Source organism: Stella humosa (assembly GCF_006738645.1).
GTDB lineage: Bacteria > Pseudomonadota > Alphaproteobacteria > ATCC43930 > Allostellaceae > Allostella > Allostella humosa.
In genome coordinates this window covers 4,595,138-4,615,950 of the sequence record NZ_AP019700.1, presented here as the reverse complement: position 1 = coordinate 4,615,950, position 20,813 = coordinate 4,595,138, and the positions used below count along the sequence as shown (strand labels likewise).

General features: G+C 71.0%; 19 protein-coding genes. 9 read left to right on the top strand and 10 right to left on the bottom strand.

The genetic code is table 11. The features are described 5' to 3' along the window. Nucleotides 1-62: 62 nt before the first annotated feature. Nucleotides 63-449: a VOC family protein gene (locus STVA_RS21605; protein ID WP_123691979.1), complete on the bottom strand. Its 387-nt coding sequence runs from the start codon at nt 447-449 to the stop codon at nt 63-65. A 105-nt stretch (nt 450-554) separates the two neighbouring features. On the opposite strand from STVA_RS21605, the gene STVA_RS21600 reads away from it, so the two are divergent. Together STVA_RS21600 and STVA_RS21595 are read left to right on the top strand one after the other, a co-directional pair. Continuing rightward, a complete protein-coding gene (locus STVA_RS21600) occupies nt 555-1,697 on the top strand; it encodes a 2OG-Fe(II) oxygenase family protein (RefSeq protein WP_197735702.1) in 1,143 nt (380 codons plus the stop codon). 109 nt (nt 1,698-1,806) lie between these two features. Continuing rightward, a complete protein-coding gene (locus STVA_RS21595; protein ID WP_123691977.1) occupies nt 1,807-2,835 on the top strand; it encodes a S1C family serine protease in 1,029 nt (342 codons plus the stop codon). 36 nt (nt 2,836-2,871) lie between these two features. On the opposite strand, the gene STVA_RS21590 is transcribed toward STVA_RS21595, so the two are convergent. Genes STVA_RS21590 through STVA_RS21580 form a run of 3 tightly spaced genes read right to left on the bottom strand, consistent with a single transcriptional unit; the run spans nt 2,872 to nt 5,102 of the window. Continuing rightward, the gene (locus STVA_RS21590) at nt 2,872-3,939 is read right to left on the bottom strand and encodes an aromatic ring-hydroxylating oxygenase subunit alpha (protein ID WP_245978400.1); all 1,068 of its coding nucleotides are present in this window, start codon (nt 3,937-3,939) and stop codon (nt 2,872-2,874) included. Nucleotides 3,940-3,951: 12 nt separating this feature from the next. Continuing rightward, nucleotides 3,952-4,704 (bottom strand): TVP38/TMEM64 family protein, encoded by a 753-nt coding sequence (locus tag STVA_RS21585; RefSeq protein ID WP_170216569.1) that lies wholly within the window; start codon nt 4,702-4,704, stop codon nt 3,952-3,954. A 38-nt stretch (nt 4,705-4,742) separates the two neighbouring features. Further along, nucleotides 4,743-5,102, bottom strand: a complete 360-nt coding sequence (locus tag STVA_RS21580) for an Mpo1-like protein (protein WP_123691973.1) — start codon at nt 5,100-5,102, stop codon at nt 4,743-4,745. Between the two features lie 82 nt (nt 5,103-5,184). Here STVA_RS21580 and STVA_RS21575 point away from each other — a divergent pair, with 82 nt between their 5' ends. The 3 genes from STVA_RS21575 (at nt 5,185) to ggt (ending at nt 9,523) form a co-directional block, all read left to right on the top strand. Further along, nucleotides 5,185-6,237, top strand: coding sequence for an aspartate-semialdehyde dehydrogenase (locus STVA_RS21575; RefSeq protein WP_123691971.1), 1,053 nt, complete (start codon nt 5,185-5,187; stop codon nt 6,235-6,237). 20 nt (nt 6,238-6,257) lie between these two features. After that, on the top strand, nt 6,258-7,709 hold the full coding sequence (locus STVA_RS21570) for a tetratricopeptide repeat protein (RefSeq protein ID WP_123691970.1): 1,452 nt from the start codon (nt 6,258-6,260) through the stop codon (nt 7,707-7,709). 80 nt (nt 7,710-7,789) lie between these two features. Beyond that, entirely contained in the window at nt 7,790-9,523 is a 1,734-nt protein-coding gene (ggt, locus tag STVA_RS21565; protein WP_123691968.1) for a gamma-glutamyltransferase, read from the top strand. A 4-nt stretch (nt 9,524-9,527) separates the two neighbouring features. On the opposite strand, the gene STVA_RS21560 is transcribed toward ggt, so the two are convergent. Both STVA_RS21560 and STVA_RS21555 read right to left on the bottom strand, forming a co-directional pair. Then, nucleotides 9,528-10,337 carry an inositol monophosphatase family protein gene (locus tag STVA_RS21560; RefSeq protein ID WP_123691966.1) on the bottom strand — a complete coding sequence of 270 codons (810 nt, stop codon included), beginning with the start codon at nt 10,335-10,337 and terminating at the stop codon, nt 9,528-9,530. Further along, the gene (locus STVA_RS21555) at nt 10,334-11,809 is read right to left on the bottom strand and encodes a tetratricopeptide repeat protein (protein WP_170216568.1); all 1,476 of its coding nucleotides are present in this window, start codon (nt 11,807-11,809) and stop codon (nt 10,334-10,336) included. The genes STVA_RS21560 and STVA_RS21555 overlap by 4 nt, the downstream gene beginning before the upstream one ends. 185 nt (nt 11,810-11,994) lie before the next feature. Here STVA_RS21555 and STVA_RS21550 point away from each other — a divergent pair, with 185 nt between their 5' ends. The 4 genes from STVA_RS21550 to STVA_RS21535 all read left to right on the top strand — a co-directional run bounded on the left by STVA_RS21550 (nt 11,995) and on the right by STVA_RS21535 (nt 16,471). Further along, nucleotides 11,995-13,227 carry an MFS transporter gene (locus STVA_RS21550; RefSeq protein WP_170216567.1) on the top strand — a complete coding sequence of 411 codons (1,233 nt, stop codon included), beginning with the start codon at nt 11,995-11,997 and terminating at the stop codon, nt 13,225-13,227. Nucleotides 13,228-13,320: 93 nt separating this feature from the next. Continuing rightward, nucleotides 13,321-14,736: a circularly permuted type 2 ATP-grasp protein gene (locus tag STVA_RS21545; protein WP_123691960.1), complete on the top strand. Its 1,416-nt coding sequence runs from the start codon at nt 13,321-13,323 to the stop codon at nt 14,734-14,736. Between the two features lie 4 nt (nt 14,737-14,740). After that, nucleotides 14,741-15,682 (top strand): alpha-E domain-containing protein, encoded by a 942-nt coding sequence (locus tag STVA_RS21540; RefSeq protein ID WP_123692880.1) that lies wholly within the window; start codon nt 14,741-14,743, stop codon nt 15,680-15,682. Between the two features lie 36 nt (nt 15,683-15,718). Then, nucleotides 15,719-16,471, top strand: a complete 753-nt coding sequence (locus STVA_RS21535; protein WP_123691958.1) for a proteasome-type protease — start codon at nt 15,719-15,721, stop codon at nt 16,469-16,471. A gap of 43 nt (nt 16,472-16,514) precedes the next feature. On the opposite strand, the gene STVA_RS21530 is transcribed toward STVA_RS21535, so the two are convergent. The 4 genes from STVA_RS21530 to STVA_RS21515 all read right to left on the bottom strand — a co-directional run bounded on the left by STVA_RS21530 (nt 16,515) and on the right by STVA_RS21515 (nt 20,800). Next, nucleotides 16,515-18,674, bottom strand: coding sequence for a TonB-dependent receptor (locus STVA_RS21530; RefSeq protein ID WP_123691956.1), 2,160 nt, complete (start codon nt 18,672-18,674; stop codon nt 16,515-16,517). Between the two features lie 123 nt (nt 18,675-18,797). Continuing rightward, complete coding sequence (hemP, locus tag STVA_RS21525; RefSeq protein WP_123691954.1) at nt 18,798-19,004, bottom strand: hemin uptake protein HemP; 207 nt, start codon at nt 19,002-19,004, stop codon at nt 18,798-18,800. Nucleotides 19,005-19,161: 157 nt separating this feature from the next. After that, entirely contained in the window at nt 19,162-20,337 is a 1,176-nt protein-coding gene (pobA, locus tag STVA_RS21520) for a 4-hydroxybenzoate 3-monooxygenase (protein ID WP_123691952.1), read from the bottom strand. A 28-nt stretch (nt 20,338-20,365) separates the two neighbouring features. After that, on the bottom strand, nt 20,366-20,800 hold the full coding sequence (locus tag STVA_RS21515; protein WP_123691951.1) for a VOC family protein: 435 nt from the start codon (nt 20,798-20,800) through the stop codon (nt 20,366-20,368). Nucleotides 20,801-20,813 lie beyond the last annotated feature (13 nt).

Genomic DNA, 20,813 nt, shown 5'->3' with positions numbered 1-20,813 from the left:
AAAGCCAGAGAGGGCCGCAGGCGTAAGGTGCCCTGAATCTGGCCTCGCCGCAGTGACGGCCGTCACACCATCTGGCGCGGCCATGCGGGCGACCGGAACTCCTGGATTTCCAGCACGTAGCCGTTCGGGTCGCGGATGAAGAAGGAATAGACCTGGAACTCGGCGCTGAGGCTGGGCGGTGCCTCAATCTCGACGCCGCGGTCGGCCAGGCGGCGATGCCAGCCGTCGACATCGGACGAAACCAGCGTCAGCACGACCCCGCGCGGCTCGACTGCCCGGTTGGGCCGGCTGCATACGCCGATGAAGGAGTGCTCGGTGACCCTGAAGATCCGGCACGCCCCCTGGTCGAGGACGAGCGGCAGGCCCAGGACATCCGCGTACCAGCCGGCGGTGCCGTCGAGGTCGCGCGTGTAGACGAAAATCACCTGCTGGTCGAAGGGGGCTTTCATGCGGGGGGCTCCGGCATTGGTGGGCCGGGAACCCTACACTGGCGGCGAGGGATCGGGCAGGGCAGCCCGTTGCGACCGTGCCGGCCCCGGGTGTAAGCCATGGGGATGAGCGAAGATGCAGGCCGCCTCGCCGCGGCGCTTCCGCTGGGCACGATGCTCGGTCCGGGTGAACCGCTGCCGTGGTTTGCGGCCACGACCGCGACCAACCCGTCCTACATGGTCGACACGGTGGCTGGGCGATATGTCGTCCTGTCCTTCCCGGGGGCCCTCGACTCGGACCGCGGCCGCACCTTCCGCAACTTCATGTTCGGTGCCGCGCAGTCGCATTTCGACACGGTCAATGCCATCTTCCTCGGCGTCGTTACCGACCCGGCCGACGTGGCGGCGGGGCTGGCGATGGACCGGGCGCCGGCGATGCGCTGGTTCCAGGATTTCGACCAGAAGCTGTCCCGCCATCTGGGCGTCGACGGCTCGGCCGCAACCCTGCACACGCTCGTCCTCGATCCCGCCCTGCGCGTGGTCGCCCGCATCCGCATGGAGTACCCCGAGGCGCACAACGCGGCGCTTGAGAAGGTGCTGCGCGCGCTGCCGCCGATCGAGGGAGAGCAGTGGGCGTCCGGGACCGCGCCCGTGCTGATCGTGCCGCGCATCCTGGAGCTCGACCTCTGCCGCCGCCTGATCGCCGCCTACGATGCCCATGGCGGGGAGGATTCGGGCTTCATGACCGCGCGCGGCGGCCGGTCCGTCGGCGTGCACGACCATTCGCGCAAGCGTCGGTCGGACTATTCGATCGAGGACCAGGACCTGTGCCGGATGCTGGCCGGGCGCATCACCCGCCGGCTGGTGCCGATGATCCAGCGCGCGACCCAGTTCCGCGCCACCCGCATCGAGCGCTACATCGTCGCCTGCTACGAGGCCGAGCGGCAGGGCTTCTTCGCCCCCCATCGCGACAACACGACGCCGGCCACCCGCCATCGCAAGTTCGCCGTCACCATGAACCTCAACGCCGAGGAGTATGACGGCGGCGACCTGCGCTTCCCGGAATTCGGCCACCGCACCTATCGCGCGCCGACCGGCGGGGCCGTCGTGTTTTCCTGCTCGATGCTGCACGAGGCGCTGCCGGTCACCCGCGGCCGGCGCTATGCCTTCCTGCCGTTCCTCTATGACGATGCGGCGGCCGAGGTGCGCGAGCGCACCCGCTCCCTCATCGATTCGCCCGGGGAACGCAAGCCGGACCAGCCTGCCTGAAGTCGAGCGGCCGTCGACAGGCGAGCCCGGCACGGCGCATGCTTGCGTCCAGGGGACGCGGGGGGCGATGCTGCCTGCCGCGCTCTGATCCGGCTGGGGGTAGCTTCCGATGGTTGCACGTTCCAGGCTGCCGTTTCTGATCCTGCTGGCGCTGCTGACCGCGCTGGCGGGCGCACCCGTCCTGCAAGCCCAGGCGCCGGCCCAAGCACCGGCTCCGCCGGCTGCCGCCGACGCGGTGGAGGCCGCGCGCCAGGCGGTCGTCAAGGTTCGCGCCTTCGTCTCGGGCGAGGCCCGCACCGCGCGCACGCTGGGCACGGTGCGCGAGGGCAGCGGCGTCGTCATCGACGCCGACGGCCTGATCGTCACCATCGGCTACGTCATCCTGGAGGCGATGGGGGTGGAGATCACCGACCATCGCGGCCGCACCATGCGGGCGGAGATCGTGGGCTACGACGCCGATACCGGCCTCGGCCTGCTGCGCGCGACCGAGGCGCTGACCGTGAAGCCGGCGCCGATGGGCCGCGCCGGGCGCCTCACCGAGGGCGAGCGCGTCGCCATCGTGGCCGCCGGCGACGATGGCCGCCAGGCCGCCCTGATGGTGCAGCGGCGCGAGTTCGCGGGCTATTGGGAATACATGCTGGACGAGGCGGTGTTCGTGTCCCCGCCCCATCCGCGCTGGGCCGGCGCCGGGCTCTTCACCAGCGACGGGCGGCTGGTGGCGATCGGCTCGCTGCTGGTGGGCCAGGTGGCGCCGGGCGTGCCGGTGCCCGGCAACATGATGATCCCGATCGACCTGCTGCGGCCGATCCTGGGCGACCTGCTGGCGCTCGGCCGCATGTCTACGCCGAGCCGGCCCTGGCTCGGCATCAACGTGCAGGAGGCCCCGGTCGGCGTCGTCGTCACCCGCGTGCAGCCCGAAAGCCCGGCCGAGCGCGGCGGGCTGAAGCTGGGCGACATCATCGTCGGCGTCGCCGGCCAGCCGATCCGCAACATTCCCGAGTTCTATCGCCGCCTATGGGCGCGCGGCGATGCCGGGGTCGAGGTCGGGCTGGAACTGCTCGAATCCTCCGGCCCGCGCGCGCTCAAGCTGACCACCGGCGACCGCCGCCGCTACATGAAGGCTGGGCAGTCCTATTGAGCGCGGGCCATTCCTAATTGATAACTGGGCGGGAACTCAGCTTCGCCAGCGCAGCAGCCGGGGCTTGACCGGGTTCTCGAACGGGCGGCCGGCGGCGGTCGCGCGGGCATACTCGTTCTTCAGCCGGTAGTACCATTTGGCCGGCCGGTCGGCGTCGTCGATCAGCAGCAGCGTCGGGTCGTGCGCGAGGCCGACCTGCTGCTTGGCCATGATGTCGCGGTCCTGCCCCAGGAAGGTGCGCACGAAGGGGCGCAGCACCGGCCGCAGCAGGGTCAGCCACGGCATCGTCCAGTAGATGATGTGGTGCAGCTCGGTCTCGCGGGGGCCGAGCGGCGTCACCGCCGTCAGCCCGCACAGGACATGGCGGCCGGCCCGCACATGCTCGATGCGGATGGACGGCAGGCGGAAGACGATTTCCGTCTCGGGCACGCCGCCCAGCAGGCGGTAGGCCCGCGAGTTCGACGAGGCGCGGTGGCGCACCATGGTGAAGCCGAGCGGCGAGGGCGCGAACTGCTTGGCCTTGGCATGGATCGAGGCCTTCGACCGCCACCACCAGGCCCGGTGGACGAAGGGCCCGTGCGCGGGGTCCATCAGCCCCACCACCGCATGGTCGAGCGGGCCGTGGAACAGCATCGATTCGGCGATCTTCAGGTCGCCCGCGCCGACATCGGCCACTTCCGGGATCGGCGGCGCCTGGTCGGGGTCGCGGCCGAAGAACACCCAGACATTGCCCTGCACCTCGCGGCAGGGATAGCGGGCGACCTTGACCCGGCCGAGGTCGAACGCCTGGTCCTCGACCAGCGACGGGATGGCGGTGCAGCGCCCCTCGGCGTCGAAGCGCCAGCCGTGATAGGCGCACTCGATCTCCCGCCCGTCGAAGCGGCCGCAGGACAGCGGGATGCCGCGATGGGGGCAGATGTCGCGCAGCGCGAAAGGTTGCCCGTCCGGGCCGCGGCCCAGCACCAGGGGTTCGCCCAGCACCGTCTTGGCCACCAGCCGGCGGGCCGGCAGCTTCGAGCCCGGCAGCACCAGGTACCACAGCTCGCGCAGGAAGGGCTGGTCGGCTGCGGCTGCGGCCGGGGAGGATTCGGTGTCGGGCATCATGGATGCCCCATCCTAGCAGCGGCGGCGGTAGCGGCGATAGGCGACCGACAGCAGGGTCAGCAAGGCCAGCCCGCCTAGCGCCAGGACCACCTCGCGCTTCAGCATCAGGGCGGCCGTCAGGCCCTCCTCGCTATCCAGCACGCTGCCGAGGCCGGCGCCGACGGCGGCGAAGACGAACGTGCCCGGCAGGATGCCGATCGCCGTCGCCAGGACGTAGGTGCGGGTCGGCACGCCCAGCAGCGCCGGCACCAGGTTGACGACGCAGAAGGGGAAGATGGGCGCCAGCCGCAGCGCCAGCAGGTAGGAGAAGGCATCGCGGCACAGCCCGGCTTCCATGCGCTGCACCCACGGGCCGGCGCGTTCGGACAGGGCCGCCCCGACCGTGCTGCGGGCCAGCAGGAAGACGGCGGTGGCGCCGACCAGCGCACCCGCGGCCGCGATGGCGCCGCCGACCACGGTCCCGAAGAGGAAGCCCAGCGTCACCGTCAGCACGACCGCGCCCGGGATCGACAGGGCCACCACGCCGGCATAGATGGCAAAGCCGGCCAGCCCCGCCAGCAGGGCATGGGCCTCGGCGAAGGCCTGGAGCTGGCCGCGATGGGCCTGCAGCGAGGCGAAGGTCAGGTAGCGGTGGAGACCCAGCAGGAAGACGGCGGCCGCCAGAACCACCAGCAGGCCGACCGGCCACAGCAGCCGGCACAGCGACCGGCAGGGCGGGCGGTGGCAGGCGGGCGGCTGGCGGGTGTCTTCAGGGGTGCTTTGCACGCTCCAAGGCATAGACCCCCCGGTCGATCACCCGCAAATCACGCCCGCGTCACAGCGTCGCCTATTCCATGCCGGGCCAGCTCACCGCCGAGTCGCCCGGTCAGCCACAGGCCGTACATCCGCAGGTCGCTGTAGAGCGACCAGAACGGGTGGCCGAACGTGGCGGGGCGGTTGCCCTCGACCAGGAAGTGCGAGCCCCAGGCCGGCAGGTAGCCCAGGAATGGTGCCGCAACCGCCAGCCGCCAGTCGCCCGCCAGGATTCCCGCCGCCAGGCAGGCGAGCGCTAGGCTGGTGCCGGCGAAATGCCAGGCGCGGGTCGCCCGCCGGCTATGCGCGGCCAGATAGATCGGCCAGAACGCGGCATAGCCATCGACGGTCGATCGGTGCGGGTTCGGCATGCCCCGGCCCCCTCGCGCTTGCATTCAGGGTGCGCCGATCGTAAGTGAACCGCCTTCTCCCCGCTAGATTGGTCGGTCGGTCATGGGCTACAGGGTCGCTGTCGTCGGCGCAACGGGCGCCGTCGGCCAGGAGATGCTGAAGACGCTGGCGGAGCGTGCGTTCCCCGTGTCCCAGGCGTACGCGCTGGCGTCCGAGCGATCGGTTGGCCGCGAGGTGTCGTTCGGCGAGGACGACATCCTCAAGGTGCTCGACCTCGAATCGTTCGACTTCAAGGGCGTCGACATCGCGCTGTTCTCGCCGGGCGCCAAGATCTCGGCCGTCCACGCGCCGCGCGCGGCCAAGGCCGGCTGCGTCGTGATCGACAACACCTCGCACTTCCGCATGGAGCACGACGTGCCCCTGGTGGTGCCGGAGGTGAACCCGCACCGCATCGCCGACTACACGCGGCGCGGCATCATCGCCAACCCGAACTGCTCGACCATCCAGATGGTGGTGGCCCTGAAGCCGCTGCACGATGAGTGGAAGATCAAGCGCGTGGTCGTCTCGACCTACCAGTCGGTCTCGGGGGCGGGCAAGGAGGCGATGGACGAGCTCTTCACCCAGACTCGCGCCATCTATGTGAATGATCCGGTGAAGCCCGAGATCTTCCCCAAGCAGATCGCCTTCAACGTCATCCCCCACATCGACAGCTTCATGGACGACGGGTCCACGAAGGAAGAGTGGAAGATGGTGGTGGAGACCCGCAAGATCCTCGATCCCGACATCCTGGTGACGGCGACCTGTGTGCGCGTGCCGACGTTCATCGGCCATGCCGAGGCGATCAACGTCGAGTTCGAGCGTCCGGTCGACGAGGACGCCGCGCGCGAACTGCTGCGCCGTGCCCCGGGCATCCTGGTGCAGGACAATCGCGAGCCGGGTGGCTATGTCACGCCGACCGACAGCCAGGGCGAGGATGCGGTGTTCGTCAGCCGCATCCGCCGCGACCCGACCGTGCCCAACGGCCTCAACCTGTGGGTCGTCTCGGACAACCTGCGCAAGGGCGCGGCCCTGAACGCGGTCGAGATCGCCGAGATCCTGGCCGGGCGCTACCTCGCCAAGGCGCCGGGTGGCCGGCGCCAGGCCTTCGGCGTCTGACCGGCGGGGAGCCTCCGGCGGTGGAGGGCGATCACGACCAGGTGGGCGGCACCGGCCTGTCCGGGATGCCGGCCACGGTCGATCCGGGCACGAAGGCGCAGATCCTGCTGGCGGCGGGCATCGACCTGCAGCGCGCCGGCCATGCCGAGGAGGCGATCGACGCCTATGGCCGGGCGATCGCCGAGCGGCCGGACCTGGTCGAGGCCTATCACAATCTGGGCGTGGCGCTGCGGGCGTCGGGCCGCACGGCGGCCTCGGTCGCGTGCTTCCGGCGCGCGCTCCGCCTGCGGCCGGGCCATGCCGCGACCCTGTCCAACCTGGGCAACGCGCTCCGCTCGCTGGGTGAGACGGAGGACGCCGTCAGCCTGCTGCGCCAAGCCGCGGCCGGCGAGCCGGGCTCGCCCGAGATCGCCTACAACCTGGCCCTGGTGCTGCGCGACGCCGGCCGCCTGGACGAGGCGATCCAGTCGTTCGGCCGGTCGCTGACGCTGCGTCCGGAGCGCCACCAGGTGCGCATCGAGCGGGGCCTGGCCCACCTCCTGGGCGGCAACTTCACGGACGGCTTCGCCGACCTGGCGCTGCGCTACCCGTCGCCCATCGTGCCGGTGCGGGGCAAGACCTGGCCGCGCTGGGACGGATCGGCGCTCGACGGCCGCCACCTGCTGGTGCGCGCGGGCGACGACCTGGCCGAGACGGCCCTCTTCGCGCGCTTCGTCCCCCTGGCGGCCGCCCGTGGCGTTCCCCTGATCCTGGAGGGGCCCGACGACGCCATCCCGCTGCTGGAGACGATCGAGGGCGCGGCCCGCGTCGTCCGCCGCGGCGGACGCTATGCCAATGTCGCGGCCGAAGCGCCCCTGCCCGACCTGCCGCGCATCCTCGGCATCACGCTCGACACGCTGCCGGCCCCCGTTCCCTATTTGCGGGTGCCGCGCACGCCGCGGCGCGAGATGGCGCCGCCCGTGCCCGGCCGGCTGCGCATCGGCATCATGTGGTCGACCGGATCGACCGATGGCGACGCGCGCGCGCCGAGCTGCCCGCTGACCCACTTCCTGCGCCTGGCAGAACGCCCCGACGTCGACCTGGTATCTCTCCAGGCGGGGGCTGCCCGCGACATCCGCCAGGCCGGCGCCGGCGCCCTGGTGCAGGAGATCGAGGGGATCGAGGACCCGGCCATATTTGCCGCCGCCATCGCCGCCATGGACCTGGTGGTGGGGGTCGACGGCCCGGCCGTACACTTGGCCGGTGCCATGGGCCATCCGGTCTGGATCGTCCTGCCGCACGCGCCCGAATGGTGCTGGATGCTGGGGCGCGACGACTGCCCCTGGTATCCGTCGGCCTGGCTCTTCCGCCAGCGCAAGCCGGGCGACTGGGCGCCGGTCCTTCGCCGGGTCCGCGCCGCCCTCGACCAGGCTTTGGACGCGCCGCCCGAGCCGGAACCGGCACCCGCCGACGAGGCACCGAAGACGCCATAGGCTGCCGCTGCCGCCGGTTGCGGCGGCGGTCTTGGGCGTCCATCCTGGGCGCTGCCGTACCCCGCGAAGGGCCCCTTGCGATGACGATGCGACGCTGGCCGCTGGCGGCCCTGCTGTGTTGCCTGGTGCTTCCGGCCTGGGCCGGCCCGCCCGCCGGCAGTCCACCCCCGGGGCTGGCGCCAGAGCGCATGGCGGCCTATGCCCGCAGCCACATGGTGGCCGCCGCCAACCCGCTGGCCGCGGCGGCGGGCCGCACGATCCTCCAGGCGGGCGGCAGCGCGGTCGATGCGGCGATCGCCGTGCAGATGGTGCTGACGCTGGTCGAGCCGCAGTCGTCGGGCATCGGCGGCGGCGCCTTCCTGTTGCACTGGTCGGCCGCGGGCCGCGAGCTGCGCACCTATGACGGGCGCGAGACGGCGCCGGCCGCCGCCGGCCCGAACCTGTTCCTGGGTGCCGACGGCCGGCCGCTGCGCTTCATGGATGCGGTCGTGGGTGGTCTGTCGGTAGGCGTGCCGGGGGCGGTCCGCATGCTGGAGGCGGCTCACCGCGCGCATGGCCGGCTGCCCTGGGCCGATCTGTTCCAGCCCGCGATCGCGCTCGCCCGCGACGGCTTCGCCATCTCGCCCCGCCTGGCGGCCACCCTCCAGGACGACGCGGCCCTGCGCGCCGACCCGGCGGCTGGCCCCTATTTCTACCAGCCGGACGGCAGCCCGAAGCCGGCGGGCACGCTGCTCGCCAACCCCGCACTGGCGGCGACATTGCAGGCGATCGCCACGGGTGGCGCCGATGCCCTGCACACCGGCCCGATCGCCCAGGACATCGTGGCGGCGGTCGCCGGTGCCGCGCGACCGGGCAGCATGACCCTGGCGGACCTGGTCGGCTATCGCCCGCAGGTGCGCGATGCCGTCTGCGTGCCCTATCGCCTGTGGCGGGTCTGCGGCATGGGGCCGCCCAGCTCGGGCGGGGTCGCCATCGCCCAGGTGCTGGGCATGGTCGAGCGCCACGACCTGACGGCGGCCGGCCCGGCCTCGCCCGACGCCTGGCACCTGCTGCTGGAGGCGAGCCGGCTGGCCTTCGCCGACCGCGACCGCTACGTCGCCGACCCCGACCGGGTGCCGCTGCCCCCGGGCCTGCTCGACCGCCGCTACCTGGCCGACCGCGGCGGACTGATCCGGACCGGGGAATCGCTTGGCCGTGCCACGGCCGGCGAGCCGCCGGGCAAGCGGGCCGACTTCGCGCCGGACCGCAGCCTGGAGATCCCCGCCACCTCGCACATGGTGATCGTCGATCGGGACGGGAACGCGGTGTCGATGACGACGACCATCGAGGGGCCGTTCGGCTCCAAGCTGATGGTGCGCGGCTTCCTCCTCAACAACGAGCTGACGGACTTCTCGTTCGTGCCCGAGGCGGACGGCCGCCCGGTCGCCAACCGGGTCGAGGGCGGCAAGCGCCCGCGCAGCTCGATGTCGCCGACCATGGTGTTCGACCGCGACGGGCGGCTGGTGATGGCGCTGGGCTCGCCCGGGGGTGCCCGCATCATCGGCTACACCCTGAAGGCGCTGGTGGCGATGCTGGACTGGGACCTTGACCCGCAGCGTGCGGTCTCGCTGCCCAACCTGTTGAACCGCAACGGCCCGACCGAGCTTGAGATGACGCCGGGGGCAGGGCCGCTGGCCGACGGGCTGCGCCGGCTGGGGCACGAGGTGCAGCCGATGACCGCGCCCAGCGGCCTCCAGGCGATCCGCCTGCTGCCGGGCGGCGGGCTGGTCGGCGGTGCCGATCCCCGGCGCGAAGGGGTGGCGGTCGGCGACTGACGGGTCAGGCGAGCGACAGCGCCGCTGCCACCTCGTCCCAGATCGCGGCCGAGCGCGCGACCAGCAGGCCGGCCCGGCCGTCGCCCGGCACATAGGCGCTGCCGTCCGGCCGCCCCACGCGGCCGCCGGCCTCGGCCAGGAAGAGGGCGCCCGGCGCATGGTCCCAGGGCTCGCTGCGCCAGAAGAGCGCGAAGTCCTGCCGGCCGGCGACGATGGCGGGATATTCCCACCCGGCGCAGCGCAAGCCAGGCAGAATCGGACCCAGCCGGTGGCGGCCGGCATCGACGCCGGCCCGCACGTCGGGCGGCAGGAAGCGGGTGAACACCGCGCCGGTTGCCGGCCCCGCGGGGGCAGCCTCCGACACCCGCACCCGCTGGCCGTCGATCGTGGCGCCGGCCCCGGCCTCGGCTGCGGCCAGCAGGCCGGTGGCCGGTTGCAGCATCCAGGCGGCCACCGTCCGGCCACGGGCCAGCAGCGCCACCATCACCGCGAAATGCGGGCTGCCGGCGACGAAATTGGCGGTGCCGTCCAGCGGGTCGACCAGCCACGCGCGCTCGGACCCGGATATGGCCGCGCGCAGGCCGTCATCGGCCGCGGTCGCCTCCTCGCCCACCACGGTCGAGCCCGGCAGCAGCGCCAGCAGGCCGCGCGACAGCAAGGCCTCGGCCTCGCGGTCGGCCACCGTCACGACCTCGCCCGGCGATTTCTCGACGATCTCGCCCGCCGCCAGGCTGCGGAAGCGGGGCAGGATGACGGCGTCGGCGGTTTGCCGCAGCAGATCTTCGACGCCCCGGTGCAGGCTGGCCGCGATCATGCCGTGGCCAGCACGACCATGCGCGTCATCACGTCGTCCCAGCGATCGCCCGCCTGCTGCCGCACCAGGCGCGCGCCGGGCAGCCAGGGGCTGGTCTCGGCGCCGGGGGGGTAGCGCCAGTCGGGCTGGAAGCGGCGGACGGCGACGATGGCGGGGGTGCCGACGGCCAGGGCGGTCGCCACCGTCGCGTTCACCACCGTGGCGACGCCATCGAGGGCGACCACCTGGGCCGCGAAGCCGTCGATGTCGGCCACCGCGTCGATCGCCTCGTCATGATAGGGCGCGGTGCCGAACCATTCCTGGGTGCGAATGCGCTCGTCGCGGGTGTCGCCATACTGGAGGTTGACGACGAACAGACCGCGGTCGCGCAGCAGCGGCTCCCAGCGCACGAGCGGCACTTCGAAGATCTGCCCGTCCGGCTTGCGGCTGCGCCAGGCGATGCCGAGGATGCGACGATCGCCGGCCAGATTCCGGTAGCGGGCGCGGATTGCAGCGACGTGGTTGGGATCGGGCGTCAGGCGCGCATCCGGCCGGCTGGTGCGGCCATGCCGGCGCCAGGCGATCGCGGCCAGGCGTGACAGCGGGGTTTGGGCGACGATGTCGGGGGCGGTCAGGCGCGCGTCGACCGGGTCGGTGGCCGCCACCACCTCGATGTCGGGAAAGCTGCGGGCGAACAGGCCGGCCGCGCGCTCCGGGCATTCCAGCACCAGCCGGTGGCCGGCCCGGACCATGTCGGGAATATAGGCGCTGGCCCAGAGCTGGTCGCCGATGCCCTGGTCGCCCCAGACGGCGATGCGGCCCTGGACGGCGCTGCCATCCCACCACGGCTGGGGCAGGGGGCGCGGCGGGGTGTGGGCCTGGCGCCAGTACCAGTCGTGCTCCGTCCAGCCCTCGTCCATGCGGCCCAGCGACAGCAGCGCCAGCGCCCGGTTGACGTGCGCTTCGGCCAGGTCGGGCTGGCGCCGCACCGCCTCGTCGGTGGCCGCCAGCGCGCCGGCATTGTCGCCCTGCAGCCGGCGCGCTGTGCCGAGGTTCATCCAGGCGGGCACGAGGGAGGGATCGCGGCGCGTCGCGCGTTCGGCCGCCTCGGCCGCCTCGGCCAGGCGCTCGGCGCGGACCAGGGCCACGGCGTGGGTGGCCTGCAGCGGGGCATCGTCGGGGGCGGCGGCCGCCGCCGGCGCCAGTACCGCCAAGGCCCGGTCGATGTCGCCCAGCCGCAGCAGGGCGGCCGCCAGCAGGTGGGCGGTGGGGCCGTGGCCCGGCCGCAGGCGGAGTGCTGTGGCAAAGGACTCGGCCGCGCCCGCCGCGTCGCCGGTCTCGTTGCGGATGGAGCCCAGCAGGCCATGCCCGTCCGGGTTGCCCGGCTCGTCGGCGACCAGCCGTTCGACCTCGCGGCGGGCGGCCGCGAAGTCCCGGCGCTGCAGCGCCGCCCGTGCCCGTTGCCGCCGCTCTGCCGTTTCCTGCGCCGTCATCGCACCCCCAACCGCCGAATCCGCTCGATCGCTCACCCCGATCAATAGCGCGCCTCGCCCCCGGGGGCGACGGCCGTTCGCCGCCATTGTCACCAGCCCGGCGCGGACTACGTTGCCCCTTGGCAGGCCAGGGGTCCAGAATGGCAGGACGCTTTACCCTTTCCCGTCAGGCAGCCCCCGTTCCCGTGACCCATCCGGCATCCGCCTCGCTCGCGACCAATCCCTGGACCGTCGTCGCCGCCACCACCGCCGTGCAGGCGCTGGCGTCGGCCACCACCCTGTCGGTGCCGACGATCGCGCCCCGGCTGGCCGAGATGCTGGGCGTCTCGCCCGCCTTGATCGGCTACCAGACGACCTTCATCTACTCCGGCGCCATGGCGACCTCGGTGATCGGCGGTGCCTTCGTGCGCCGGCTGGGGGCCGGCCGGGCCAGCCAGGCCGCGCTGGTGCTGGCGATCCTCGGCGCCCTGCTGGTGATCGGCGGCCAGCTCTGGACGATCGCGCTGGGCTCGATCGTCATGGGGTTGGGCTACGGGCTGACCAATCCGGCCGCCTCGCACCTGCTGATGCGCTTTGCCCGCGGGCCGCGCCTCAACCTCATCTTCTCGATCAAGCAGACCGGCGTGCCCTGGGGCGGCATGCTGGCCGGGCTGATGCTGCCGCCGGTAGCGCTGGCCTTCGGCTGGCGCTGGGCGGTGGCGCTGGTGGCGGTGCTGGCGCTGGGGCTGCTGTTGGCGCTGGCGCTGGCGCGCCGTCAATGGGACGACGACCGCGACCCGACTCACGGCTTGCGCCAGAACCCGTTTGCCGCCGTCCTGCTCGTCTGGCGCTCGCGGCCGCTGCGCTACCTGTCCTTCGCGTCGATGGCTTTGTCGCTGACGCAGATGTGCGTCCTGGCCTTCATGACGACGCTGCTGGTGTCGGAAGCCGGCTTCGGGTTGGTCGAGGCGGGCTTCGTCGTCGCCATCATGCAGGTGGCCGGCGTGCTGGGCCGCGTCGGCTGGGGACTGGTGGCCGATCGCATCGGCGACGGGTTCATCACCCTGATGGTGGTGACCGGGCTGGCGGTGCTGGCGTGCCTGGCCGCCTCGCAACTGACACCCGCCTGGCCGGCCTGGGCGGTCTATGGCGTCGGCGCGCTGTTCGGGTCTACCGCGGTCGGCTGGAACGGCGTCTTCATGGCCGAAGTGGCGCGCCAGGCGCCGCCCGACCGGATCGGCGTCGCGACCGGCGGCTGCATGATGCTGACCTTTTCCAGCATCATCTTCGGGCCGGCACTGTTCGGCATCGTCAGCGTTGCAATCGGCAGCTACGCGCTGACCTACCTCGTGGTGGCGGGTGTTGCCAGCCTCGGCGGCCTCAGCCTCGTCGTCGCGCGGCGGGTGGCCCGGGCCGGGGCGGCGGTGCCGCGAACATGATCAATCCATCGCCGGCGCTGGCGAAATATTGGGCAAGTCTTTCTCTTGACGCGCAATTTCGCCCTCGGTCATCGTGAATTCGGAGGGGGACCGATGGCGACAGCATTCGACGAGATGGGGAATGGGGATAGCTGCCGGATGCCCTACCGGACGGTCAGCGAGTGGTTGGCCTCGACACCGCCCGAAGTCTTCGCCCACAAGCGGCGCGAGGCGGAGATCCTGTTCCGGCGGATCGGCATCACCTTCGCAGTCTATGGCGAGGGCGGCGACCCCGAGCGGCTGATCCCGTTCGACATCGTGCCCCGGGTGCTGGGCGCATCGGAATGGGACTTTCTGGCGCGCGGGCTGGAGCAGCGGGCAAAGGCGCTGAACGCCTTCATCCACGATGTCTATCACGAGCGGGCGATCATCCGCGCCGGCAAGGTGCCGGAATCGCTGGTCCTGCAGAACGAGAGCTACCTCAAGGCGATGCAGGGCTTCTCGGTGCCGGGGCGGGTCTATACCCATATCGCCGGCATCGATGTCGTCCGCGTCACCGAGAACGAGTTCTACGTGCTGGAGGACAATTGCCGCACGCCGTCCGGCGTGTCCTACATGCTGGAGGGGCGCGAGGTGATGATGCGCCTCTTCCCCGACCTCTTCGCGCGCCACCGCGTGCAGCCCGTGTCGCGCTATCCCGAGGCGCTGCTGGAGACGTTGCGCTCGGTGGCGCCACCCGCCTGCAAGGACGAGCCGGTGGCCGTCCTGCTGACGCCCGGCCCCTACAACAGCGCCTACTACGAGCACTCGTTCCTGGCCGACGAGATGGGGGTCGAGCTGGTCGAGGGGCCGGACCTCTTCGTCGACGACGACATCGTCTACATGCGCACGACCCAGGGGCCCAAGCGCGTCGACGTGATCTACCGGCGAATCGACGACGACTTTCTGGACCCGCTCGCCTTCCGTCCCGATTCGGCGCTGGGAGTGCCGGGCCTGATGCGTGCCTATCGCGCAGGCACCGTCACCCTGGCGAATGCGGTCGGCGCCGGCATCGCCGACGACAAGGCGGTCTATATCCACGTGCCCGAGATGGTGCGCTTCTACCTGGGCGAGGAGCCGATCCTGAAGAACGTGCCGACCTGGTCCTGCGCCAAGCCCGACGAGCGGGCCTATGTGCTGGAGCACCTGGCGGAACTGGTGGTGAAGGACGTGCACGGGTCGGGCGGCTACGGCATGCTGGTCGGCCCCCATGCCAGCAAGGCCGAGCGCGCGGCCTTCGCCGAGAAGATCAAGGCCGGGCCCGAGCGCTACATCGCCCAGCCGACCCTGGCGCTCTCGACCTGTCCCACCTTCGTCGATGCCGGGGTGGCGCCGCGCCATGTCGACCTGCGGCCGTTCGTGCTGGTGGGGGCCGACCAGGTGCGCATCGTTCCCGGCGGGCTGACCCGGGTGGCGTTGCGCGACGGCTCGCTGGTGGTCAATTCCAGCCAGGGGGGCGGCACCAAGGACACCTGGGTGCTGGAGGGTTGAGGTGATGCTGAGCCGGACCGCAGACAATCTTTTCTGGCTCGCCCGCTACATGGAGCGGGCGGAGAACATGGCCCGCATCCTGGAGGCCGGCTACCGGCTGGCGGCGATGGGCACCGTCGTCGGCGGCGGCCATACGGAGTGGCACTCGACCATCATCGCCGCCGGCTGCGAGACCGGCTTCTACGAGAAGCATGCCGAGGCGACGGCCGAGGCCGCCATCGACTACCTGGCGCGCGACCCCGACAACCCGTCCTCGATCCTGTCCTGCATCCAGACCGCTCGGCGCAACGGCCGGGCGGTGCGCACGGCGCTCTCGGCCGACATGTGGGATGCGGTGAACGGATCCTGGCTGCAGGCGCGCGCCTTCCGCGACGAGGATTTCGCGCCCGACACGGTGCGCCGGGTGCTGGATTGGGTGAAGGAGCGCTCGCTGCTCTTCACCGGCTGCGTCGGCTCGACGATGATGCGCAACGACGCCTACTGGTTCACGCGCCTCGGCACCTTCCTCGAGCGGGCGGACAGCACGGCCCGTATCCTCGACGTGAAGTACAATGTGCTGCTGCCGACCTACGAGACGATCGGCGGCGGGCTGGACTATGTGCAGTGGACGGCCGTCCTGCGCGCGGTGTCGGCTGCCCGGGCCTATCACTGGATCTACCGCCGCGAGGTGAAGCCGTGGCTGGTGGCCGAGTTGCTGATCCTGAAGCCGGAGATGCCGCGGTCGCTGGCCGCCTGCTTCATCGAGATCACGCGCACCCTGGAACTGCTGTCGGCCGCCTATGGCCGCCAGGGCGAGGCCGACCGCCTGGCCGGGCAGATCCATGCCAACCTGCGCTTCACCCGCATCGACGACATCTTCCAGATGGGATTGCACGAATTCCTGACGCAATTCATCGATAGCAACGTCCGGCTCGGGCACGAGGTGTCCAAGCAATACCTGACCTGACCTGGACAGAACCCGAACGATGACCGTTAGCACCCAATGACCTATTGCGTAGGACTGCTCCTCTCCGAGGGCCTGGTGATGCTGGCCGACACCCGCACCAATGCCGGCGTCGACAACATCTCGACCTTCCGCAAGCTCCATTTCTTCGAGGTGCCGGGGGAGCGCACCATCTGCATCGCGTCCGCGGGCAATCTCGGCGTCACCCAGGCGGTGATGAACCTGCTGACCGAGGGGTTCGAGAGCGAGGCCACGGGCACGATCGAGAGCCTCTACACCGTGCCCAGCATGTTCCGCGCGGCCCAGTTGACGGGCGAGGCGGTACGCAAGGTCTGGCACCTGGACGGCGAGGCGATGCGCCAGCAAAGCATCGGCTTCGAGGTGACGCTGCTGCTGGGCGGGCAAATCGCCGGGCGTCAGTTGCGCCTGTTCCTGTGCTATTCGGCCGGCAACTTCATCGAGGCGACGGAGGACACGCCCTTCCTCCAGATCGGCGAGCACAAGTACGGCAAACCCATCCTCGACCGCGCGGTGCAGTTCGGGACCGCCATGGCCGATGGGGTGAAGCTGGCCCTGATCTCGATGGATTCGACCTTGCGCTCGAACCTGACGGTCGGCCTGCCGATCGACCTGATGGTGTTCCGGCGCAATGCCGAGCGGGCCGAGATCAACCGTCGGATCGGCGAGGACGACCCCTATTTCCGCATGATCCGCGAGCGCTGGTCGGCGGCTCTCCGCGATGCCCACCGCGCCATCCCGCGGCCGGACTGGATGCCCGAGAGCACGTCCTGAAGGCCCGGCCCAGCCCCTGGTCGGGGGCCGGGCCGGTCGCGGATCAGAACTTCACCGCGGTCGTCAGCAGGATGGTCCGGCCGGGCCCGACATAGGCGAAGCCGCCGCTGGTGTAGCCGGCGTCGTAGTACTTCTTGTCGAAGAGGTTCTGCACGTTGAGGCGCAGGCCCACATTCTCGGTCACGTCGTAGCTGGCCATGGCGTCGAAGCGCCAGTAGCCGGGCACCTTTCGGGTGTTGGCGTCGTTGGCCCAGCGCTCGCTGTTGTAGAAGGCGCCGCCGCCGATCTGCCAGTCCTTGAGGAACCGGTAGGTCGACCAGATGCTGAAGCTGTGCGGGGCGACGTTGGCCATCTCGTTGCCGTCGTTGAAGGCCGCCGGCCCGTCATCGACGATCTTGCTCTTCATGTAGCTGTAGCCGCCGAAGATCTTCCAGTCGTCCGTGATGGCGCCCTGGATGCCGACCTCGAACCCATCCACCCGGCGCTCGCCGTCCAGCACCGTCACTCCGCCTGCGTCGTTGACGCGGGCGTTGGTCTTTTCCGAGCGGAAGGCGGCGGCCGACAGCGACAGCCGATCCTGCAGGAAGTTCCACTTGGTGCCGATCTCGTAGTTGGCGTTCTTTTCAGGATCCAGCGAAGCGGTCGCCGTGCTGACCGACAGCCCCTCGGCCGAAGGGTTGGTCGAGGTGCCGTAGGAGGCATAGACGCTGCCGTTTCGCAGCGGCTTCCACACCGCGCCGATCTGCCAGTTGAAGGATGTGTCCTCCGACTTGTTGATGCCGCTCTTGGCCTCGAAATGGTCGACACGCGCGCCGCCCGACAACTCGAACTGCTCGCCGATCTTCACGGTGTCGAAGACGAAGGCCGAGACGGTGGTGGCCTTGGTGCGGGTGGCCGTCGTGCTGCGGTAGGCGCCCGACCAGGGGTCCTTCGGGTTGGGATTCTCGAGGTCGGCTGCCGGCGCGTTGGTGAAGGCCTGCTGGATGGTCTGGCCGTAGAGGCCGGTCGAGGCATCGTTGAACTCGCGGCCCACGGTGCGGTTGCGCTCGTGCACCAGTTCGACGCCGGTCGACAGGCGGTGGCGCAGGAATCCGGTCTGGAATTCCGTGGTGATGTCGGTCTGGTTGGCGATGATCTCGTTGCGGCTGTCGCGCTGGCGGACGTTGCGGCGGACCTTGGTGTAGTCGGTGCCGTCCGGGAAGGCCGGGACGGTGACGACGTAGTCGTTGGTCGAGCGGCTGTACTGGACCCGGCTGCGGAACCGCGTCGCGTCGCTGAAGTCGTGGGTGAATTCGGCTGCGGCGGTATCGACCTGGTAGTCCTGGAAGTCGCGCGACAGCAGGCCGTAGAAATTGTCGCGGTCGACTTTGACCGGCTTGTTGGTGCGCGGGTCGAACGGATGGCCGTAGTCCGGCACGCCCTCGCCCTGCACATGGTAGTAGCTGAGCGTCACCTGGGTCGGCCGGCCGAGCCCGAAGGTGACGGACGGCGCGATGCCCCAGCGCTTCTGCTCGACCTCGTCGCGGCCGGCGATCTCGCCGTCATGCACCATCGCGGCGACCCGCACGGCCACCGTGTCGTAGACCTTCTGGTTCACGTCGACCGTGGCACGCTTGGTCCAGCCGGTGCCGACCGTCAGGTCGCCGGCGATGGAATTGCGCTCGTTCGGGCGCTTGGTGACGATGTTGATCGAGCCGCCGGTCGAGCCGCGGCCGGTGAAGGCCGAACTCGGGCCCTTCACGACTTCCACCTGCTCGATGTTGAAGGGGTCGCGGAACTGCGAGCCCTGGTCGCGGAAGCCGTCGATGAAGATGTCGTTCTGGGCATCGAAGCCGCGCACGAATGGCCGGTCGCCGAAGGCGACGCCGCCCTCGGCCGCACCCAGCGTGATGCCGGGCGTGGTGCGCAGCACGTCGGTCAGCGAGGTCGAGCCGCGGTCCTGGATCATCTCCTTGGGGATGACCGTGACGGTGCGCGGCGTGTCCAGCAGCGGTGCGGTGAACTTGGGCGACTGCACCACGTCGGCCTTGTAGGGCTCCGGCTGCGGTGCGGTGACGCTGACGCCCGGAATCTGGACGGCCGTTTGCGCCATGGCGACGGCGGGCGTCATGGCGGCGCCGGCCGTGGCAAGGGCCAGCACGTGGCGCGAGACGCGCGCGGATGGGCGGGCAGGGCGCTGTGGCCCCTTGGCGGACTTGGTCATGGATTTCCCCCTCGTTCGATCCAGCAGATCGGGTCTGTCGAATGACCTGGCTGGCTCGCGAGGTTGGGCCTCGAGCTGGCTGGCTTGGTCGGGCTCGCCGCGGCCCCGTGGGGACCCCGGCCGTTACTTGGTGAGGATCAGCTTGCCGTTGCTCGTGATGCGCAGCCGGTATTCGGCGCCGCCATGGACGATGATGCATTCGCGGCCGCCGCCCAGCAGGTGGCCGGCATCGAGCCGACGCAGGCCTGTCTGGTCCGCCAGTTCCGGTGGCGTGTCGCTGGTCTTGCCGCCCGCCGGGTGGTGCCCGGGATCGGCGATCCTGCCGTTCATGTCCTGCTTTCGTGCGGTAGAGCTTGCTTGGCCTCGGGTTCGATCGTTACCAGCCGATCCCTGTAAACGCAATTCATTCGCATGAACAGAATTGCGCGGAGGCGAGGCAGTGTGGCGCCAGGGTTACGCTCGCGCCCAGCTCACCCTGGCCGATCCGCTACGCTATCGGCAGGCCGACATAGTTGCAGGCGAGCACCGCCGCTGCCGCCGGCAGGTCCGCCAGCTGCGCCAGTTCGGCCGCGCGCAGCCGGCGGTCGAACGGATCCTCGTCGGGAAAGCGGTGCAGCAGCGCGGTCATCCACCACGAGAACCGCTGCACCCGCCACACCCGGTCCAGGCAGGTGGCCGAATAGCCGTCGAGACCGGCGGTGCCGGTACCGCCGAAGAACCCCGCCAGCGCGCGGGCCAGCACCTGCACGTCGGCCACGGCCAGGTTGAGGCCCTTGGCGCCCGTCGGCGGCACGATGTGGGCGGCATCGCCGGCCAGGAACAGCCGGCCGAAGCGCATGGGCTCGGCGACGAAGCTGCGCATGCCGGTCACGCCCTTTTGGACGATCGGCCCCTGCGGCAGCGCGACCCCGCCATCGACCGCCAGACGGGTCGACAGTTCCGACCACAGCCGGTCCTCCGACCAGTCGTCCGGATCCTCGTCCGGGGCGCATTGCAGGTAGAGGCGGGACAGCGTGGGCGAGCGCATGCTGAACAGCGCGAAGCCGCGCGCATGCCCGGCATAGATCAGTTCCTCGGACACCGGCGGCGCCTCGGCCAGGATACCCAGCCAGGCAAAGGGATAGTGGCGCTCGTGGATCGTCAGGGCGCCTGCGGGGATCGCCCCCCGGCAGACGCCGTGGAAGCCGTCGCAGCCGGCGATGAAGTCGCACTCCAGGACATGCTCGGCCCCGTCCTGGCGGAAGCGCAGGCGCGGGCGCGCGCTGTCGATCGCCTCCGGCCGGACATCCTCGACGCCGAAGCGGATCGGGTCGCCGTCCGCCAGGCGGGCGGCGATCAGGTCCTTCACCAGCTCGTGCTGGCCATAGACGGTGATGGCACGGCCGCCACTCAAGCCGTGCAGGTCGATGCGGTGGCGCCTGCCGGCGAACCGCAGCTCGATGCCGTGATGGACCAGCCCCTCGCGCTGCATGCGCGCACCCAGCCCGGCCGCCGCGATCAGGTCGACGGTGCCCTGCTCCAGCACGCCGGCGCGGATGCGGCTCTCGACATGGGGCCGCGAGCGCGCCTCCAGCACGACGCTGTCGATCCCGGCCCGGCGCAGCAGGTGGGCCAGGATGAGCCCGGCCGGACCGGCACCCACGATTCCGACCTGGGTGCGCATGGCCGGCTCCGACCGGCTGTCGCCGCGGCTACAGCTCCAGCGGGGCGTAGGCGGCCACCGTCTGCGGGTCGCGGCGCCAGGAATCCGACTGGTCGATGTAGAGTTCCACCCGGTTGCCGTCGGGGTCGGCGAAATAGAGTGACTTGCTGACGCCGTGATCGGCCGCGACCGCGGCGATGCCGGCGGCCTCCAGCTCGGTCTTGGCGCTTTTCAGCACGGCCAGCTCGTCGCCGATCTTGAAGGCGACATGGGCCAGGCCGACGCCCTTGTCGAGCGGCCCCGGCGCATCGTCGCCGACCGCAGCCACGGCGAAGTCGTGGTGGTTGCCGAGGCTGAAGAAGGTCATGCCCATCTCGTCGTAGCGCGCGACGATCGGCAGGCCGAGGATGCCGTTGTAGAAGGCCTCCGCCCGCTGCTGGTTGCGCACCTTGAGGACGACATGGCCCAGCGCCTGGATCTTCATGGGAAGTTCCTTC

What these genes read in the sequence shown, in the direction of transcription:
- STVA_RS21605 (WP_123691979.1), bottom strand. Translation starts at nt 449, where the DNA reads ATGAAAGCCCCCTTCGACCAGCAGGTGATTTTCGTCTACACGCGCGAC.
- STVA_RS21600 (WP_197735702.1), top strand. Translation starts at nt 555, where the DNA reads ATGAGCGAAGATGCAGGCCGCCTCGCCGCGGCGCTTCCGCTGGGCACG.
- STVA_RS21595 (WP_123691977.1), top strand. Translation starts at nt 1,807, where the DNA reads ATGGTTGCACGTTCCAGGCTGCCGTTTCTGATCCTGCTGGCGCTGCTG.
- STVA_RS21590 (WP_245978400.1), bottom strand. Translation starts at nt 3,939, where the DNA reads ATGATGCCCGACACCGAATCCTCCCCGGCCGCAGCCGCAGCCGACCAG.
- STVA_RS21580 (WP_123691973.1), bottom strand. Translation starts at nt 5,102, where the DNA reads ATGCCGAACCCGCACCGATCGACCGTCGATGGCTATGCCGCGTTCTGG.
- STVA_RS21575 (WP_123691971.1), top strand. Translation starts at nt 5,185, where the DNA reads ATGGGCTACAGGGTCGCTGTCGTCGGCGCAACGGGCGCCGTCGGCCAG.
- ggt (WP_123691968.1), top strand. Translation starts at nt 7,790, where the DNA reads ATGACGATGCGACGCTGGCCGCTGGCGGCCCTGCTGTGTTGCCTGGTG.
- STVA_RS21560 (WP_123691966.1), bottom strand. Translation starts at nt 10,337, where the DNA reads ATGATCGCGGCCAGCCTGCACCGGGGCGTCGAAGATCTGCTGCGGCAA.
- STVA_RS21555 (WP_170216568.1), bottom strand. Translation starts at nt 11,809, where the DNA reads ATGACGGCGCAGGAAACGGCAGAGCGGCGGCAACGGGCACGGGCGGCG.
- STVA_RS21545 (WP_123691960.1), top strand. Translation starts at nt 13,321, where the DNA reads ATGGCGACAGCATTCGACGAGATGGGGAATGGGGATAGCTGCCGGATG.
- STVA_RS21540 (WP_123692880.1), top strand. Translation starts at nt 14,741, where the DNA reads ATGCTGAGCCGGACCGCAGACAATCTTTTCTGGCTCGCCCGCTACATG.
- STVA_RS21535 (WP_123691958.1), top strand. Translation starts at nt 15,719, where the DNA reads ATGACCTATTGCGTAGGACTGCTCCTCTCCGAGGGCCTGGTGATGCTG.
- STVA_RS21530 (WP_123691956.1), bottom strand. Translation starts at nt 18,674, where the DNA reads ATGACCAAGTCCGCCAAGGGGCCACAGCGCCCTGCCCGCCCATCCGCG.
- hemP (WP_123691954.1), bottom strand. Translation starts at nt 19,004, where the DNA reads ATGAACGGCAGGATCGCCGATCCCGGGCACCACCCGGCGGGCGGCAAG.
- pobA (WP_123691952.1), bottom strand. Translation starts at nt 20,337, where the DNA reads ATGCGCACCCAGGTCGGAATCGTGGGTGCCGGTCCGGCCGGGCTCATC.
- STVA_RS21515 (WP_123691951.1), bottom strand. Translation starts at nt 20,800, where the DNA reads ATGAAGATCCAGGCGCTGGGCCATGTCGTCCTCAAGGTGCGCAACCAG.